This is a genomic window from Streptomyces sp. NBC_00075, assembly GCF_045041225.1.
GTDB classification, from domain to species: Bacteria; Actinomycetota; Actinomycetes; order Streptomycetales; family Streptomycetaceae; genus Streptomyces; species Streptomyces adonidis.
This window is the reverse complement of sequence record NZ_CP108243.1, coordinates 1832975-1847230: the sequence shown is the minus strand read 5'-3', so window position 1 is coordinate 1847230 and position 14256 is coordinate 1832975. Positions and strand designations below refer to the sequence as shown.

16 protein-coding genes are annotated in these 14256 nt (G+C 71.0%); 8 read left to right on the top strand and 8 right to left on the bottom strand.

Annotated elements, in window-relative coordinates:
* Positions 1-79: 79 nt before the first annotated feature.
* The 6 genes from OG787_RS07935 to OG787_RS07910 all read left to right on the top strand — a co-directional run bounded on the left by OG787_RS07935 (position 80) and on the right by OG787_RS07910 (position 4059).
* Positions 80-334, top strand: coding sequence for a hypothetical protein (locus tag OG787_RS07935; protein ID WP_369030358.1), 255 nt, complete (start codon positions 80-82; stop codon positions 332-334).
* 65 nt (positions 335-399) lie between these two features.
* Positions 400-711 (top strand): helix-turn-helix domain-containing protein, encoded by a 312-nt coding sequence (locus OG787_RS07930; RefSeq protein ID WP_235479830.1) that lies wholly within the window; start codon positions 400-402, stop codon positions 709-711.
* A 131-nt stretch (positions 712-842) separates the two neighbouring features.
* Entirely contained in the window at positions 843-1358 is a 516-nt protein-coding gene (gene uraD, locus OG787_RS07925) for a 2-oxo-4-hydroxy-4-carboxy-5-ureidoimidazoline decarboxylase (protein ID WP_405534672.1), read from the top strand.
* Complete coding sequence (uraH, locus tag OG787_RS07920; RefSeq protein WP_369030356.1) at positions 1355-1765, top strand: hydroxyisourate hydrolase; 411 nt, start codon at positions 1355-1357, stop codon at positions 1763-1765. Before uraD ends, uraH begins: the two co-directional genes overlap by 4 nt.
* 4 nt (positions 1766-1769) lie before the next feature.
* Positions 1770-2663, top strand: coding sequence for a factor-independent urate hydroxylase (gene pucL / locus OG787_RS07915; protein WP_405534671.1), 894 nt, complete (start codon positions 1770-1772; stop codon positions 2661-2663).
* A gap of 22 nt (positions 2664-2685) precedes the next feature.
* On the top strand, positions 2686-4059 hold the full coding sequence (locus OG787_RS07910) for an 8-oxoguanine deaminase (RefSeq protein ID WP_405534670.1): 1374 nt from the start codon (positions 2686-2688) through the stop codon (positions 4057-4059).
* Positions 4060-4143: 84 nt separating this feature from the next.
* Here OG787_RS07910 and OG787_RS07905 read toward each other — a convergent pair whose 3' ends face one another.
* The 5 genes from OG787_RS07905 to OG787_RS07885 form a co-directional block, all read right to left on the bottom strand.
* Positions 4144-4959, bottom strand: a complete 816-nt coding sequence (locus tag OG787_RS07905) for a chitosanase (RefSeq protein ID WP_369030353.1) — start codon at positions 4957-4959, stop codon at positions 4144-4146.
* A 103-nt stretch (positions 4960-5062) separates the two neighbouring features.
* Positions 5063-5485, bottom strand: a complete 423-nt coding sequence (locus OG787_RS07900) for an acyl-CoA thioesterase (protein ID WP_369030352.1) — start codon at positions 5483-5485, stop codon at positions 5063-5065.
* A gap of 95 nt (positions 5486-5580) precedes the next feature.
* The gene (locus OG787_RS07895) at positions 5581-6231 is read right to left on the bottom strand and encodes a hypothetical protein (protein ID WP_405534669.1); all 651 of its coding nucleotides are present in this window, start codon (positions 6229-6231) and stop codon (positions 5581-5583) included.
* An 86-nt stretch (positions 6232-6317) separates the two neighbouring features.
* Positions 6318-6863 (bottom strand): hypothetical protein, encoded by a 546-nt coding sequence (locus tag OG787_RS07890; RefSeq protein ID WP_369030350.1) that lies wholly within the window; start codon positions 6861-6863, stop codon positions 6318-6320.
* A gap of 47 nt (positions 6864-6910) precedes the next feature.
* Entirely contained in the window at positions 6911-8119 is a 1209-nt protein-coding gene (locus OG787_RS07885; protein ID WP_405534668.1) for a pyridoxal phosphate-dependent aminotransferase, read from the bottom strand.
* 87 nt (positions 8120-8206) lie between these two features.
* Between OG787_RS07885 and OG787_RS07880 the strand changes: the two genes are divergently transcribed.
* Positions 8207-8842, top strand: a complete 636-nt coding sequence (locus OG787_RS07880) for a winged helix-turn-helix transcriptional regulator (RefSeq protein WP_405534667.1) — start codon at positions 8207-8209, stop codon at positions 8840-8842.
* An 86-nt stretch (positions 8843-8928) separates the two neighbouring features.
* Here OG787_RS07880 and OG787_RS07875 read toward each other — a convergent pair whose 3' ends face one another.
* Genes OG787_RS07875 through OG787_RS07865 form a run of 3 tightly spaced genes read right to left on the bottom strand, consistent with a single transcriptional unit; the run spans position 8929 to position 12583 of the window.
* Entirely contained in the window at positions 8929-9756 is an 828-nt protein-coding gene (locus OG787_RS07875) for a hypothetical protein (RefSeq protein ID WP_405534666.1), read from the bottom strand.
* Entirely contained in the window at positions 9756-11030 is a 1275-nt protein-coding gene (locus OG787_RS07870) for a VWA domain-containing protein (RefSeq protein ID WP_369030347.1), read from the bottom strand. Before OG787_RS07870 ends, OG787_RS07875 begins: the two co-directional genes overlap by 1 nt.
* 47 nt (positions 11031-11077) lie before the next feature.
* Positions 11078-12583 carry an IucA/IucC family protein gene (locus OG787_RS07865; RefSeq protein ID WP_405534665.1) on the bottom strand — a complete coding sequence of 502 codons (1506 nt, stop codon included), beginning with the start codon at positions 12581-12583 and terminating at the stop codon, positions 11078-11080.
* Positions 12584-12729: 146 nt separating this feature from the next.
* Between OG787_RS07865 and OG787_RS07860 the strand changes: the two genes are divergently transcribed.
* Positions 12730-14235: an IucA/IucC family siderophore biosynthesis protein gene (locus OG787_RS07860; protein WP_369030532.1), complete on the top strand. Its 1506-nt coding sequence runs from the start codon at positions 12730-12732 to the stop codon at positions 14233-14235.
* Positions 14236-14256 lie beyond the last annotated feature (21 nt).

The window sequence follows — 14256 nt, the reverse complement described above, 5'->3', positions numbered from 1 at the left end:
GGGCATCGCTGGTGATTGCCGCCGGGGAGTCCGTTAGGGTCGAGCCCGAGCGACCGGGAGCCGATGCCATGGGGGCACAGTGCGATTGAGAGTGGAGTTCACGACCGAGCCCTTCGACCTCGACGAGGCACCCGCCCACGCGCTGGTCGCCCGCGAGGTCATCGAGGCGGCCGATCTGGACGCGGTGGACGTCGGCCCGTTCGGCAACACCGCCGAGGGTCGCGCCGACGCCGTGCTCACCGCCCTCGACGCGCTGTTGCGCAAGACCCTGGAAGCCGGCGCGACCCGGATCTCGCTCCAGGTCAACGTGATCGACGGGGAGGGCGGTCAGTGACCGGCGGCGGGGACGGGTCGGCCGGCGCGGCCTTTGTCGCGGCCGTGAAACCGCTGGTCGACGCCATGGGCGGCGAGATGGTCCCGCCCGGCCAGGCCGGCCCCGACGACGTCGTGCTCGCCTGGGAGGGCGCCGACGTGGTCGCCGTACGACTGCCGCAGCTCGCCGACTCGCTCGATCACATCCTGGCCGCCCTGGAGCGCAAGCACGGCAAGCCGCTGGCCGAACTGGACCGCAAGGCCAAGCAGGAGATCGTACGGATACTCGAGGCGCGCGGCGCCTTCTCCGTGCGGCACGGGGTCGAGACCGTGGCAGGCGCCCTCGGGGTCAGCCGCTTCACGGTCTACAACTACCTGAACCGCGAGAAACAGGCCTGACGGGCCTCGGGGGACGCCGTCGGGGGTGACGCCGTAACCCGGAATTTTCAACAAAGTGTTGACGTCTTGTCGCGGGAAGGCGTTAGCTGTGCGGAGCCCGTCCAGTACGCACAAGGCCACGGAGGCTTGCCGTGACGTCGAGTACGACCCCTGGTGGCCTCGCCCGGTTCAACGCCCTGGAGGAGTCCGAGGCCCGCGCCGCCCTCCATGAGGCCTGCGCCTCCGCCGCCTGGGGGCGCCACCTGCTCGCCGGACGGCCGTACGCCACCGCCGAGGACCTGTACGCGGCGAGCGACGCGGCGATGACGGAACTGACCGCCGACGACCTCGCCGAGGCGATGGCCGGCCACCCGCCGATCGGCCGCCCCAAGCCCGGTGACCCGACCTCCGCCCGCGAGCAGCGCGGTATGGCCGGTGCCTCCGACGAGCTGAAGGCGGAGATGCTCGAACTGAACCTCGCCTACCAGGAACGCTTCGGCCATGTCTTCCTGATCTGTGCGACCGGCCGCACCGGCGAGCAGATGCGCGACGCGGTCAGGGACCGGATCGGGAACACGCCGGAGCGGGAGCGCGAGATCGTCCGCACCGAACTGGGCAAGATCAACCGCATCCGGCTCGGCAACCTCGTACAGGAAGAGCAGGCATGAGCACCGACACCACCGCCTCCGTGTCCACGCACATCCTGGACACCAGCGTCGGCCGACCCGCCGCAGGTGTCGCCGTCCGGCTCGCCGCGCGCAGCGGCCGGCATGCGGACTGGAAGGCGCTCGGCGGCAGCGCGACCGACGCGGACGGGCGGTGCAAGGACCTGCCGGCGCTGCCGGAAGGCACGACCCATGTGCGGCTCGACTTCGAGGTCGAGCCGTATCTGGAACAGAAGCTGAAGCAGAACCAGGCCGATGCGCAGCAGGACGCCCCCGCGAATCGGGACAGCGGTGCGGCGGGAGCGTTCTTCCCGGAGGTGGCGATCACGTTCGCCGTCGTACCGGGCGAGCACTACCACGTACCGCTGCTGCTCAACCCGTTCGGCTACTCCGTATACCGAGGGAGCTAGCTCTATGCCCATCCTGGGACAGAACCAGTACGGCAAGGCCGAGAACCGCGTCGTGCGCGTCACCCGCGACGGCGCCACCCACCACATCAAGGACCTCAACGTCTCCGTGTCGCTCTCCGGCGACATGGACGAGGTCCACCTCTCCGGCTCGAACGCGAACGTCCTGCCGACGGACACCACCAAGAACACGGTGTACGCCTTCGCCAAGGAGCACGGCATCGACTCCGCCGAGCAGTTCGGCATCCATCTGGCCCGGCACTTCGTGACCGGCCAGGAGCCGATCGAGAAGGCGCGCATCCGGATCGAGGAGTACTCCTGGACGCGGATCGAGGCGGCGGGCGAGGGCGAGCACTCCTTCGCCCGGCAGGGCCAGGAGACCCGGCTGACCCAGATCACCTACGACGGTTCGGCGTGGGAGGTGATCTCCGGGCTCAAGGACCTGGTCGTGATGAACACGACCGACTCCGAGTTCTGGGGCTACGTCAAGGACAAGTACACGACGCTCCCCGAGGCGTACGACCGCATCCTGGCGACCCAGGTGTCCGCGCGCTGGCGCTTCAACTGGTCCGACGACGCACAGGAGATGCCGGACTGGGAGGAGTCGTACGACCAGACGCGCAAGCACCTGCTCTCGGCCTTCGCGGAGACCTACTCGCTCTCCCTCCAGCAGACCCTCTTCCAGATGGGCGCGCGGATCGTCGAACACCGCGACGAGATCGACGAGGTGAGGTTCGCCCTTCCCAACAAGCACCATTTCCTTGTGGACTTGAAGCCTTTCGGGCTCAAGAACGACAACGAGGTGTACTTCGCCGCCGACCGGCCGTACGGCCTGATCGAGGGCACGATCCTGCGCGACGGCGCCGAGGCGCGCATCCCCGCCGACCTCCCCAACCTCTGAGACCTCTAAGGACGTTCGTACGATGAGTCAGCGCATCGTCATCGAGAACTGCGCGGTCGCGACCGTGGACGCGGCCGACACCGAGTACGCGTCCGGTCATGTGGTGATCGCCGGAAACCGGATCGAGTCGGTCGGCGCGGGCAAGGCCCCCGAGGGCCTGACGGACGTGGTCCGGCGCATCGACGCGAGCGGTCACCTCGTCACCCCCGGCCTGATCAACTCGCACCACCACTACTACCAGTGGATCACCCGGGGCCTGGCCACCGACCACAACCTCTTCGACTGGCTGGTGGCGCTCTACCCGACCTGGGCGCGCATCGACGAGCCGATGGTCCGCGCGGCGGCGCAGGGCTCGCTCGCCATGATGGCCCGAGGCGGAGTCACCACCGCCATGGACCACCACTACGTCTTCCCGAAGGGCTCCGGCGACCTGTCCGGCGCGATCATCGGCGCGGCCCGCGAGATGGGCGTCCGCTTCACCCTCGCCCGTGGCTCCATGGACCGCAGCGAGAAGGACGGCGGCCTGCCCCCGGACTTCGCCGTCGAGACCCTGGAGGGCGCGCTCGCCGCCACCGAGGCCACGGTCGACGAGCACCACGACCCCTCCTTCGACGCCATGACCCAGGTGGCTGTGGCCCCCTGCTCACCGTTCTCCGTCTCGACCGAACTCCTGCGTGAGGGTGCAGAGTTGGCCCGCCGACTCGGCGTACGGCTGCACACGCACGGTTCCGAGACCGTCGAGGAGGAGCAGTTCTGCAAGGAGCTGTTCGGCATGGGCCCGACCGACTACTTCGAGTCGACGGGCTGGCTCGGCGAGGACGTGTGGATGGCGCACTGCGTCCACATGAACGACTCGGACATCGCCGCCTTCGCCCGTACGAAGACGGGTGTGGCCCACTGTCCGTCCTCCAACGCCCGCTTGGCCGCGGGCATCGCGCGCGTCCCCGACATGCTGGCGGCCGGCGTCCCGGTCGGCCTCGGAATCGACGGCACGGCGTCCAACGAGTCGGGCGAACTCCACACCGAGCTGCGCAACGCCCTGCTCATCAACCGACTCGGCCCCCACCGCGAGGCCGCCCTGAACGCCCGACAGGCGCTGCGCCTCGGGACGTACGGCGGAGCCCAAGTCCTGGGCCGGGCAAGGGAGACGGGCTCGCTGGAGCCGGGCAAGCTCGCCGACCTGGTCCTCTGGAACCTGGACACGCTGGCCCACGCGTCGATCGCCGACCCGGTCACCGCCCTTGTCTTCGGCGCGGCGGCCCCGGTCACCGCGTCCTTCGTCAACGGCGAACAGATCGTCGAGAACGGGCGGTTGCTGCACGTCGACGAGGACGAGATCGCCCGCTCGACGCGTACCGAAGCCCGGCGGCTGGCGGCCATCGCGGCGCAGGCCTGAAACAGGGGGCCCGAAAAGACCTCCGGCCGAGGGGGACGGCCCTCGGCCGGAGTCCTGCTGTCACCGCCGGCCGGCATCGGCCGGTCAGCCGATGTAGTAACTGTCCCCGTACACCTTCCAGTCGAGCGGCGGGTCCAGGTTCAGGTTCCCCTGGTCGAGGAAGACCCGCTGGGCCGTGTCCACGCGGCTGGTGTCCTCGTGGGCGGCCTCCTGCTCCATCGCCCACGTCCGGGCGTCGAGGAAGGCGTTCAGATACGTCGTCTCGTCGCCGCCCTCGGCCGGGGTGGCCGCGTTCGAGCGGGCCCGTGTGCGGATCCCGCCGAAGGAGACACCGTCCGTGCCGGGGCCGTGCATGACCATGGCGTCGTAGTAGACGAACTGGCCCAGCGTGCCGACGCCGTCGTTCTTGGCGCGGGCCACGGCCGGGGTGAAGTAGGCACGGTCGCGCTCGTCGTCCTGGGCCGCACGGAACGCGGACGTCTTGGCGGCCTTGCGCCAGGCCGTGGGGAAGCCAGGGTCGAGGCCCTCGTGCGAGTCCGTGCCGACCACCGCGCGCAGGGCGGGCAGGAAAGCGGCCAGGGCGTTGTCCGGGACCCGCTCGGTGTACAGCTCGACGAGGGCCAGCATGTCGCTCGTACCGGAGCAGAAGCCGATGATCCCGCCGGTGTAGCCGCGCCCGTCGCCGATGTCCTGGATGTACTTGTACTGCGCCGTCCAGTCCAGGGACGAGTTCTCCGCGCTGCACACCAGCCGCATCGCGATGTCCTTCTTGTCCGGGTCGTCGAGCCCGGTCGTGGTTGTGTCGGTGGTCGCACCGGACGCGATCCGCTGGGTGGTGAGGATCGCGGTGGCGCCGAGCGCCGCCAGCAGCGTACGGCGGGCGGCGGCTCTGTGCATCATCGGCACGTGAACTCCAAAAAGGGCGCGAAAGGAAGAGGTTGAGGGTCGCGCGCCAAGTTGGGAATGCCGTGGGGTGCGGGTAGGAGGTCGCTGTGAGTACCGGTCAGAGTCCGAAGAGTTGCGGCTCCGACGCCAGGGCCCGGAAGTACTCCTTGGGGTCGGTGACCAGTTTGCGCGCCTTGAGATCCATCAGTCCGCCGACCGCCGTTATCTCGGCGGCGACCGTGCCGTCGGTCTTGCGGATCGTCTGCCGGATACGGAACGTCTTGCCCTCACCCCAGACGAAGTCGCACGTCACCTCGACCTCGTCGCCCGCGAGCAGCTCCCGCCGGTACCGGATGGTGGTCTCCAGGGCCACCGGTCCGACGCCCTTCGAGATCAGCCCCGACTGGCTGATCCCGGCCTCCTTGAGCAACGCCCAGCGGGCGTGCTCCGCGTAGTTGACGTACACGCTCTGGTTGAGGTGCCCCTGCACATCGGTCTCGTACCCGCGCACGGTCACCGGGACGGAAAACGGTTCGGCCACGACTTTCCCCTTCACGACTGCTCGGCTTCACGATGACCGAGCCAGCGTACTGAGCGGTCGCTCATAGGCGTCAACTGCCTTTGTGTGAACAGCTGTTACGTCCGTCGGGGCGACGCCAGCAGATAGCGGGCGCCGGTACGCGGCTCGGTGTGCTCGCCGACCTGCCAGCCCGCCTTCTCCAGCGTGGCCGCGCAGGCCCGCAGCGCGTCACCGTCGGGCTCGCGCACGGCGACGGCCTCCGGCTGCGGGGTCGCCCGCACCCGATAGCCGCCACCACTCCCACCTCCGTCGGCCGGACGCTGACCGGCCGCCTCCAGCGCCAGCGCGGCGGCCTGCACCAGATGCGTACGCTCCCAGCCGCACGGACGGTCCACGGCCCCGTCCGTGTTGGTCATCCGGCGCAGCTCCAGCAGCCCCTGCCAGGCACTGTGCACCTCACGCGTCCGGGCGGGCCCGGCGGCCGGTATCTCCTCCTCGCCGCCCACCCGCGCGGCGAACACGCCAGTCGCCCCGGCGGAGGCAGGCGCGACCTCGGTGGCCGCCGGTGTGTCCGTGCGCGGCGCTTCCTCCCGTATGCGATGGCCCGTCGGCGTCAGGAAGTGGTCGTGCGGTGGGCGAGGGTGCCGGAAGGCGAGGCCGCGCTTCACCAGTGCGGCGAGCTGGTACTCCGTACCCCGCAGCCGGCCGGTGACGGGGTCGGCGGCGTCGATGACACGTCGCTGGGCGGCGGTCGGCGGTCGTGTCATGGCGGACTCCTCCCCGGTCATGAGTCGCCCTGGTCAGGGGTCTCCTCGATCATGGGCCGATTCGGTGGATTCGACCCGTTCGAAGACTACGACCCACCACTGACATCGCGGGCCCAGCGCTCCAGCTCCGCGAACTCGCGCTCCCGCAGCCCCTTGCGCGGATCGATCCGCAGCAGCAGCGCCTGTCCGGGGTGATGCTCGGCCACATGGCGGACGTCGAGGTCGGTGATCATGTCGTCGACCCAGGCGAAGGGGCGTCCGTCCGCCCACTCCACGACGCGGCGCGTCTTCCAGAACAGCCCGTCGGGATCCTCGGCGAACATATTGGTGAACTCGATGACCGGCAGGTCGGCCGGCAGTCCGATCGCCGGGCCGATCATCTTGTTCGCCCCGTGCATCCAGACCGTCGCCCACGCCAGGTCGTACGGCAGGGCGAGCAGCCGGGCGCCGTGGCCGGGGTGCAGCCGTATCCGCAGACCGCGCCGGAGCCGCCGGGAGCCCGGCTTCTGCCTGGCCGACCAGTTCGGGGGGTGCATCCGGCGGGTCACGTAACCGCGTGGAGGCAGGATCCGGGCGCGGAACGGGTTGAGGGGGCCGTCGACGTCGAGGAGCAGCAGCGGTCGGTCCGTCATGGGGAAGGGTTACCCATGACGGACCGCGGTCGACCGCCCGGCTGCCACTACTGCCGATAACCGCTCAGGAACCGCCCGATCCGGCTGATCGCCACGTCCAGGTCGTCCGCGTACGGGAGGGTGAGGATGCGGAAGTGGTCGGGGGTGGGCCAGTTGAAGCCCGTGCCCTGCACGACCTGGATCTTCTCCTGGAGGAGCAGGTCCAGGACGAACTTCTCGTCGTCGTGGATCTTGTGCACCTTGGGGTCCAGACGCGGGAACGCGTACAGCGAGCCCTTGGGCTTCACGCACGAGACGCCCGGGATCTCGTTGAGCTTCTCCCAGGCCACGGTGCGCTGTTCGTGCAGCCGCCCGCCCGGGGCGGTCAGCTCGTGGATGGACTGGCGGCCGCCGAGCGCGGCCTGGATGGCGTACTGCGCGGGCGCGTTGGCGCACAGCCGCATGGAGGCCAGCATCGTCAGGCCCTCCAGATAGCTCTTCGCGTGCTGCTTCGGGCCGGTGACCACCAGCCAGCCCGAGCGGAAGCCGGCCACCCGGTACGTCTTCGACAGCCCGCAGAAGGTGAGGACGACCAGGTCGGGGGCGAGCGCGGCGACCGAGTGGTGCACGGCGTCGTCGTACAGGATCTGGTCGTAGATCTCGTCGGCGAAGACCATCAGGCCGTGCCGGCGGGCCAGGTCGAGGATGCCCTCGATGATCTCCTTCGGGTAGACGGCGCCGGTGGGGTTGTTCGGGTTGATGATCACGACGGCCTTGGTGCGGTCGGTGACCTTCGCCGCCATGTCGTCCAGGTCCGGGTACCAGTCGGCCTGTTCGTCGCAGAGGTAGTGGACCGCCTTGCCGCCCGCGAGGGTCGTCACCGCCGTCCAGAGGGGGAAGTCCGGGGCGGGGATGAGGATTTCGTCGCCGTCCTCGACCAGTGCCTGTACGGCCATCGAGATCAGCTCGGAGATGCCGTTGCCGAGGAAGACGTCGTCGACGCCGACCTCCAGGCCGAGTGTCTGGTAGCGCTGGGCGACCGCGCGGCGGGCGGAGAGGATGCCGCGCGAGTCCGTGTAGCCGTGGGCCTGCGGCAGCATGCGGATCATGTCCTGGAGGATCTCCTCCGGCGCCTCGAAGCCGAACAGTGCGGGGTTGCCGGTGTTCAGGCGCAGCACGCTGTGGCCCGCCTTCTCCAGCGCGTCCGCGTGCTCGATCACCGGGCCGCGGATCTCGTAACAGACCTCGCTGAGCTTGTTCGACTGCCGGAACTCCATGCGCGCTCGCCCCTCCGGTTTCGTGTGTTGCTTGGTTTTACCAAGTTCCAGCTTGGAAAGTCCAACGACATGTCTAGACTGCGTCGCATGTCACCTCGCCGAAGCTACGACCAGTACTGTTCCACCGCGCGCGCCCTCGACGTCGTAGGCGACCGCTGGACCCTCCTGATCGTCCGCGAACTGCTGGCCGGCCCGCGCCGCTACACGGACCTGCACGCGGATCTCCCGGGCGTCAGCACGGACGTACTGGCCTCCCGGCTGAAGGACATGGAACGCGACGGCCTGACGACCCGGCGTCGGCTGCCCCCGCCGGGTGCCGCGTACGTCTATGAACTCACCGCCCGGGGACGGCAGTTGCTGCCCGTCCTCCAGGCCCTGGGGGAGTGGGGCGCCCCCGAGCTGACCGAACGCCGGGCAACGGACGCGGTACGGGCCCACTGGTTCGCGCTGCCGCTGCTGCGCGGGCTGGAGAGCGTGAGCGGCGGGGGATTCGTCGAAGTCCGGCTGGAGGAGGGCGAGTTCCATCTGTACGTCGGTGCCGAGGACGTTCCGGTCTACGGCGCCGGGCCCGCCCCCGAGGAGCCCGACGCCCGGCTGTCGATGGACACCGGCACCTGTGCGGCGGTCGGCCGGGGGGACGTGAGCGTGCTGGACGCGGTCCGGGGCGGACGTATCGAGGTGGCCGGCGAGGGGACGCTCGCCAAAGCCCTGCGCGAGGCCTGATCGACACGACCAGGGCCCGGGAACGGGACATGCCCGCCGCGTACAGCCGTGCGCGGCGGGCATGTTGACGAACCGTCAGGCGTTGATCAGACTCCCGGCGGGACCTGCCTCGGCCGGCCCGAGCCGCGCGTCAGGGCGTAGCCGCCGACGCCCGCCAGGGCTGCCAGCGCGCCGCCGATCGCCGTCCAGACCCAGCGGTCGGACCACCAGCCGGAGGCCCAGCCGTCGTCGGGCTCGATGCTCGACAGCACGGCGGACGTCGTCGAACTGTCCTCCGTGTCCTCGGACTTGACCGCTATTCCGGGAACCAGCGGCTCGGCCAGCGAACCGTCCACGGCCGCCGAACCGCCGATGTCCTTGGAGTCGACCCGCAGTTCGGCTTCGACCGGGAGGCCGAGGTCGGACGTCGGGAGGTTCACGGCCGTCAGGCGGACGTAATACGTGCCCGGCAGCGGGTCGTTGGCCCACTGCTCCGACCAGGCCCGGACCGTGCGCAGCGTGCACGCCAGCTCCACGGAGGCGGTGCCCGCGGCGGCGGTGCGGGTCTGGGCGCCGTACTGGCAGGCCTGACGGCGCCGCAGACCGTCGTACACGTCGAGCTGCCAGGCCTCGGACGCGTGGGTGTCCGGCAGCTTCACCGTCGCCCTGACCGTGGGACGTTGGCCGGCGTCGGCGGGGAACGACCAGTACAGATAGTCGCCCGCCGAGCCGCTCGCGGTGGCCTGCTCGCCCTGGTCGATCTCCGTCGCCGTACGGAACGACGTGCCCGCCGAGGTGGGCGCCGAGCTGCCGTCCGAGGGGCTCGGGGAGGGCGTCTCGTCGGCGACGGCCGGGGTGACGGCCAGCCCTGACAGGAGCAGGGTCGAGCCCAACACGCGGGTGCCGCGCATCAGTTGCTTGTTGAGAGCACGCATCAGCTGGTCCTCCAGACCGCGAGCCGCCAACGAGAGAGCCAGCCCCACAGGACGCCCGTGAGGAAGCCGACCAGGACGAGTGCGCCCAGCAGCCACCAGCCACGGCCGAGACCGAAGGAGGCCACATCGCTCGCCTGGCTCGGACCGTCGACGACGTCGACGGTCAGTTCGAGCGGCAGACCGGGTGTGGACGCCACACCACTGGCCGCCGAGAAGGAGTTGGTGACCTGGAGACACACGGTCTCGGCGGCCGTCTGCTCGGCGTCGTCCTCGTCGTCGGCCTCCGCCTTCGCATAGCGCAGGCCCGTCGAGATGACGTCGGTACGCCCGGTGCCGTTGCCCTCGCCGCGCACGATCTCGCGGCCGTGCACGGTCACCGCCCGCAGCAGCACCCCGTAGTCGGGGTTGACGGCCCGGTCGGCCGACACGCTCACCGAGGCGCGCAGTTCCTGCCCCGGCTGGACCTCGGCCTTGTACCAGCGCTGCTGCCCGAACTCCTCGCGGTCCGTGTACAGACCGGACTTCACGGCTGGGGCGTTCGCGCACCCTGCCGCACCCGTGACCGCGACCGGCGTCACCACCGGGTCGGCGGCCCGGACGACCAACTGGTTGACCTTGTCGGCCAGTTCGTCGGTGTGCTCGACCGACGTGTACGTCCCGCCGGTCGCCTCCGCGATACAGCTCAGCTGCTGCCGCATCTTGGTGTTCGGGACCAGACCGAGGGTGTCGATGGTGAGGCCGATGCCCTTGGCCGCGATCTCCCGGGCCACCTCGCACGGGTCGAGCGGCGCGCAGGTGTCCTCGCCGTCACTGATCAGCACGATGCGCTTGGTGCCCTCGCCGCCGTCGAGATCGTCGGCGGCCTTCAGCAGCGCGGGGCCGATCGGCGTCCAGCCGGTGGGCGTGAGCGTCGCGACGGCCGTCTTGGCCTCGGTACGGTCGAGCGGGCCCACCGGATAGAGCTGCGCGGTGTCCTTGCAGCCCTCCTTGCGGTCGTCGCCCGGGTAGTTGGCGCCCAGCGTGCGGATACCGAGCTGGACCTCCTCGGGGGTCGCGTCGAGCACCTCGTTGAACGCCTGCTTCGCCGCGGCCATCCGCGACTGCCCGTCGATGTCCTTCGCCCGCATCGAACCGCTGACGTCGAGAAGGAGGTTGACCTTGGGCGCGAGTGCGGTGGTTTCGTCGGCGACGGCTCCGGCCGGGACCGCGATCCCGGCCGCCAGGGCGGCGAACAGGACGCAGGCGCCCGCCGCCAGCCGTTGTCTTGTGATCATCGACGGATCCTATTGACCCAGGGCGACCCGCTTCAAAACGGGTCCCGTCAGCCGCCCTCCAGCTTGACTTCTCCCAGGGGATTGGGGAGTTGGGTCCACTGGTCCCCGGGTGTCTCCGGCGACAGCCGCATCAGGGTCAACGCCTTGGTGGGCAGGGGCTGTTCGAGCAGCGCGAGCAGATCGGGCGTGCGCGGCAGCCCTCGTACGGCCGTCTCCAGCGCCTCGCGCAGCGCCGCCTCCGAACCGGCGGTCGCGCCCAGCGCCCCCGCCACCAGCGAGCCGAACAGCTTGCGGCGCAGGGTGGGTTCGTCGTCGGTGACGATCCGTCCGGTCAGCTGCGGCGCCGGGATGCCGTGCCGGGCCAGCCGGGCCGGGCTGACCCGGATGTCGGCGAGGTCGCGGTAGACCAGCCGCAGCGGGTCCCCGTCCGCCGACAGCACGACGAGCAGGTTCTGGCCGTGCGCCTCCAGGGCGACACCCAGATCGAGCAGACGCAGCCCGACGGTGAGGGCGAGACGCGTGAACTCGGCCAGCCAGGAGGGGGATCGGGCGAGTCCCGTGGCGGCCAGCGCCCCGACGGGAACGACCCGCTCGCCCGCCACCACGTCCGCGTACTGGTCAGGCGGCTCCCGCAACACCGCCGCCAGATCGGGCGAGTTGGCGGTGACCGCGCCGAGGGTGCGGGTGATGTGCAGCAGTCCGTCGAGACGCGCGGCCATCGACTCCATGAACGCCGACACCGTCGCCGCCGTCTCGATCGAGTACGGCGAGATGTCCCGTACCGAGGAGGTGAGCCGGGCACTCAACGCCGTCTTGAGATGCGGGCCGCCGTCCGGGAGGGCAAGGCTGCGCAGGGACATCAGGGGATGCGCCGACAGCCCTCCCCCGCCGGGGAGTCGGAGCACATGCGCCGACTGCCAGGGATGCACCGGGATCAGCGGACGCTCCCCGTCCCACAGCCACTTGGGCCACTCGCCCCGCACGGCACAGTCGTCCGCAGCGACCGGCGCCAGCTCCACGACCGGACGGTGCTCGGGTCCGTACGCGAGCTGCTCGGCCACCGAGAACCCGGGCCGGGAACGGCAGTTGGGGTGGAAGGGATGCCCGTCGACGACCCGCTGCTCCCACTCCCAGCTCGCCAGAGGGGCGGGCAGGGAGCTGTCCTGGTTCGCGCGGGAGAGCGCCAACGAGGCGACACTGTGGCCGAGTTCGACCGCGAAGGCGGCACCGTGCGGGAGGGCCAGGTCCGTCAGCAGCCGCGCCGGATCGTCGTACGAGACCCTCCCGAGCCGTACGGCGGTCACGCGGCCGTCGACGGCGTACGGATCGGCGTACGGGCCCTCCAGACGGCGGCCGTCCGCCAGCAGGAGACCCGTGCCGCCCTCGCGGCGGACGATCCACGGCAGTGGCTCATGGACGAGCGCCCGCCACAGCCGGGTCAGTACGGCGGCCCGCGCGCCGGGCAGCTCGGCCGCGTACCGCGACGCGAGGTCCGGGCGTACGGCGGCCAGTTCGTCGGCGACCTCGGCCTCTGCGCTGGAGGGACGGTGCACGGCGGGCTCCTCAGGTGCGGGTTTGGGTGCGGGTATGTGCTGGTGAGCGGGTGGGCCGACGACAGACATACTGATCGTCGGCGCACCGCGGGAAACCGCACCGTAGGGAAGCACCGTAAGAAACGAGGGAACGCGTGGACCCCACCATGCACCCCGCCGTGCCCCCGGCTGCGGGGGCGCACGAGGACACCGGAGCGCGCGCCGACGCCTACGCGGTCGCGCCTCTGCTCAACTGTCTGCTCCGGGAAGTCGCCCAGCCGGTCCCCGGCACGGGCGAGCCGCGCGTGTACCGGCTGCCGAGCGGACAGCGCCTGCTGCGTGTGCACGGCACCCGGCGGCCCGCCGCGCCCGAGGTGACCACGGGCGACGGCACCTGGTACCCGGTCGGACACGCCGAACTCGTCAAGCTCGTGGCCGAGGAACTCCAGGCCCACACCGGACTGTCCAACCCCGAGCTGCCCGCCGAGATGGCCGACAGCCGGGACGCGGTCGCCGCGCTCCTCACCGCCCGCGACCTGGCCACCCCGCCCGACGACCCGTACCGCCGCTCCGAGCAGTCCCTCCTCACCGGGCACCCCTACCACCCGGCGCCCAAGGCGCGCGGCGGCGGCCCGGTCGCGCGCTGGCTGCCGTACGCGCCCGAGGCGTACGCCGCCTTCCCGCTGGTGCTGCTCGGCGTGCGCGAGGACGCGGTCGCCGAGGAGGGCGACGTTTCCGCCCTGGACGCCTTCGGCACGGCCCCGCCCGGCTACCGGCTGCTGCCCGCCCACCCGTGGCAGCTCGACCTCGTCGGCCCGGGCCTGACGGACGCCTTCGCGGACGGCCGGCTGATCCGGCTCGGCACGACGACGTCCGACACCTGGCCCACGGCGGCGATCCGCACGCTGTACGCGCCCGAACACGACCTCTTCGTCAAGTTCAGCCTCGACGTCCGCATCACCAACGACGTACGCCGGCTCTGGCGCCACGACCTGCTCGCACTGCGCCGCACGGACGCGACGGTCGTCGCGGCCGCTGCCAGGACCCCCGGCGGCTCCTGGCTGAGCGACCGGGGCTACCGCACCGCCGCCTTCGCCTTCGAGGAACTGGCGGTCCTGGTCCGCGACGGCCTGTACGACCATGTCGTCCCCGGCGCCACCCCGCTGCTCGCCGCCGCGCTGGTCGAGGGCTTCGACGGCAACCCGCTCGACGGGCTCGGCGACCCGGCCGCCTGGTGGACGGCGTATCTGCGCTGTGCCGTGCCACCGGTCGTCGACCTGTTCGCCCGCCACGGCGTCGTCATCGAGGCCCACCTCCAGAACTGCCTGATCGCGGTCGACGCCCAGGGAACCCCCGTACAGGCCCTGTACCGGGACGCGGAGGGCGTCAAGCTGCTGCCGGACGTGACGCGGGCGGCGGGCTGGGAGCGGCTCGTGTACTGCCTGGTCGTCAACCACCTCACGGAGGTCGCGGAGGCGCTGCGGGAACGCCATCCGGGCTTCGACCCCTGGCAGGCCGTACGCCGGGAACTTTCCCGCCACGACCTTCCCGAGGTCGCGGAGTTGCTCGCCGCGCCCACGCTCCCGGGAAAGACGAACCTGCTGCTGCGCTGGACCGGCGCGGACGGGGCCGACGCCCGCTATCTGCCGCTGCCGAACCCGCTGGCGGGGTGAACTAGTGAGGCGGAGGGGAAC

What these genes read in the sequence shown, in the direction of transcription:
- uraH (WP_369030356.1), top strand. Translation starts at nt 1,355, where the DNA reads ATGAGCACCGACACCACCGCCTCCGTGTCCACGCACATCCTGGACACC.
- OG787_RS07880 (WP_405534667.1), top strand. Translation starts at nt 8,207, where the DNA reads ATGTCACCTCGCCGAAGCTACGACCAGTACTGTTCCACCGCGCGCGCC.
- OG787_RS07885 (WP_405534668.1), bottom strand. Translation starts at nt 8,119, where the DNA reads ATGGAGTTCCGGCAGTCGAACAAGCTCAGCGAGGTCTGTTACGAGATC.
- OG787_RS07905 (WP_369030353.1), bottom strand. Translation starts at nt 4,959, where the DNA reads ATGATGCACAGAGCCGCCGCCCGCCGTACGCTGCTGGCGGCGCTCGGC.
- OG787_RS07895 (WP_405534669.1), bottom strand. Translation starts at nt 6,231, where the DNA reads ATGACACGACCGCCGACCGCCGCCCAGCGACGTGTCATCGACGCCGCC.
- OG787_RS07910 (WP_405534670.1), top strand. Translation starts at nt 2,686, where the DNA reads ATGAGTCAGCGCATCGTCATCGAGAACTGCGCGGTCGCGACCGTGGAC.
- OG787_RS07890 (WP_369030350.1), bottom strand. Translation starts at nt 6,863, where the DNA reads ATGACGGACCGACCGCTGCTGCTCCTCGACGTCGACGGCCCCCTCAAC.
- pucL (WP_405534671.1), top strand. Translation starts at nt 1,770, where the DNA reads ATGCCCATCCTGGGACAGAACCAGTACGGCAAGGCCGAGAACCGCGTC.
- OG787_RS07860 (WP_369030532.1), top strand. Translation starts at nt 12,730, where the DNA reads ATGCACCCCGCCGTGCCCCCGGCTGCGGGGGCGCACGAGGACACCGGA.
- OG787_RS07875 (WP_405534666.1), bottom strand. Translation starts at nt 9,756, where the DNA reads ATGCGTGCTCTCAACAAGCAACTGATGCGCGGCACCCGCGTGTTGGGC.
- OG787_RS07930 (WP_235479830.1), top strand. Translation starts at nt 400, where the DNA reads ATGGGCGGCGAGATGGTCCCGCCCGGCCAGGCCGGCCCCGACGACGTC.
- OG787_RS07870 (WP_369030347.1), bottom strand. Translation starts at nt 11,030, where the DNA reads ATGATCACAAGACAACGGCTGGCGGCGGGCGCCTGCGTCCTGTTCGCC.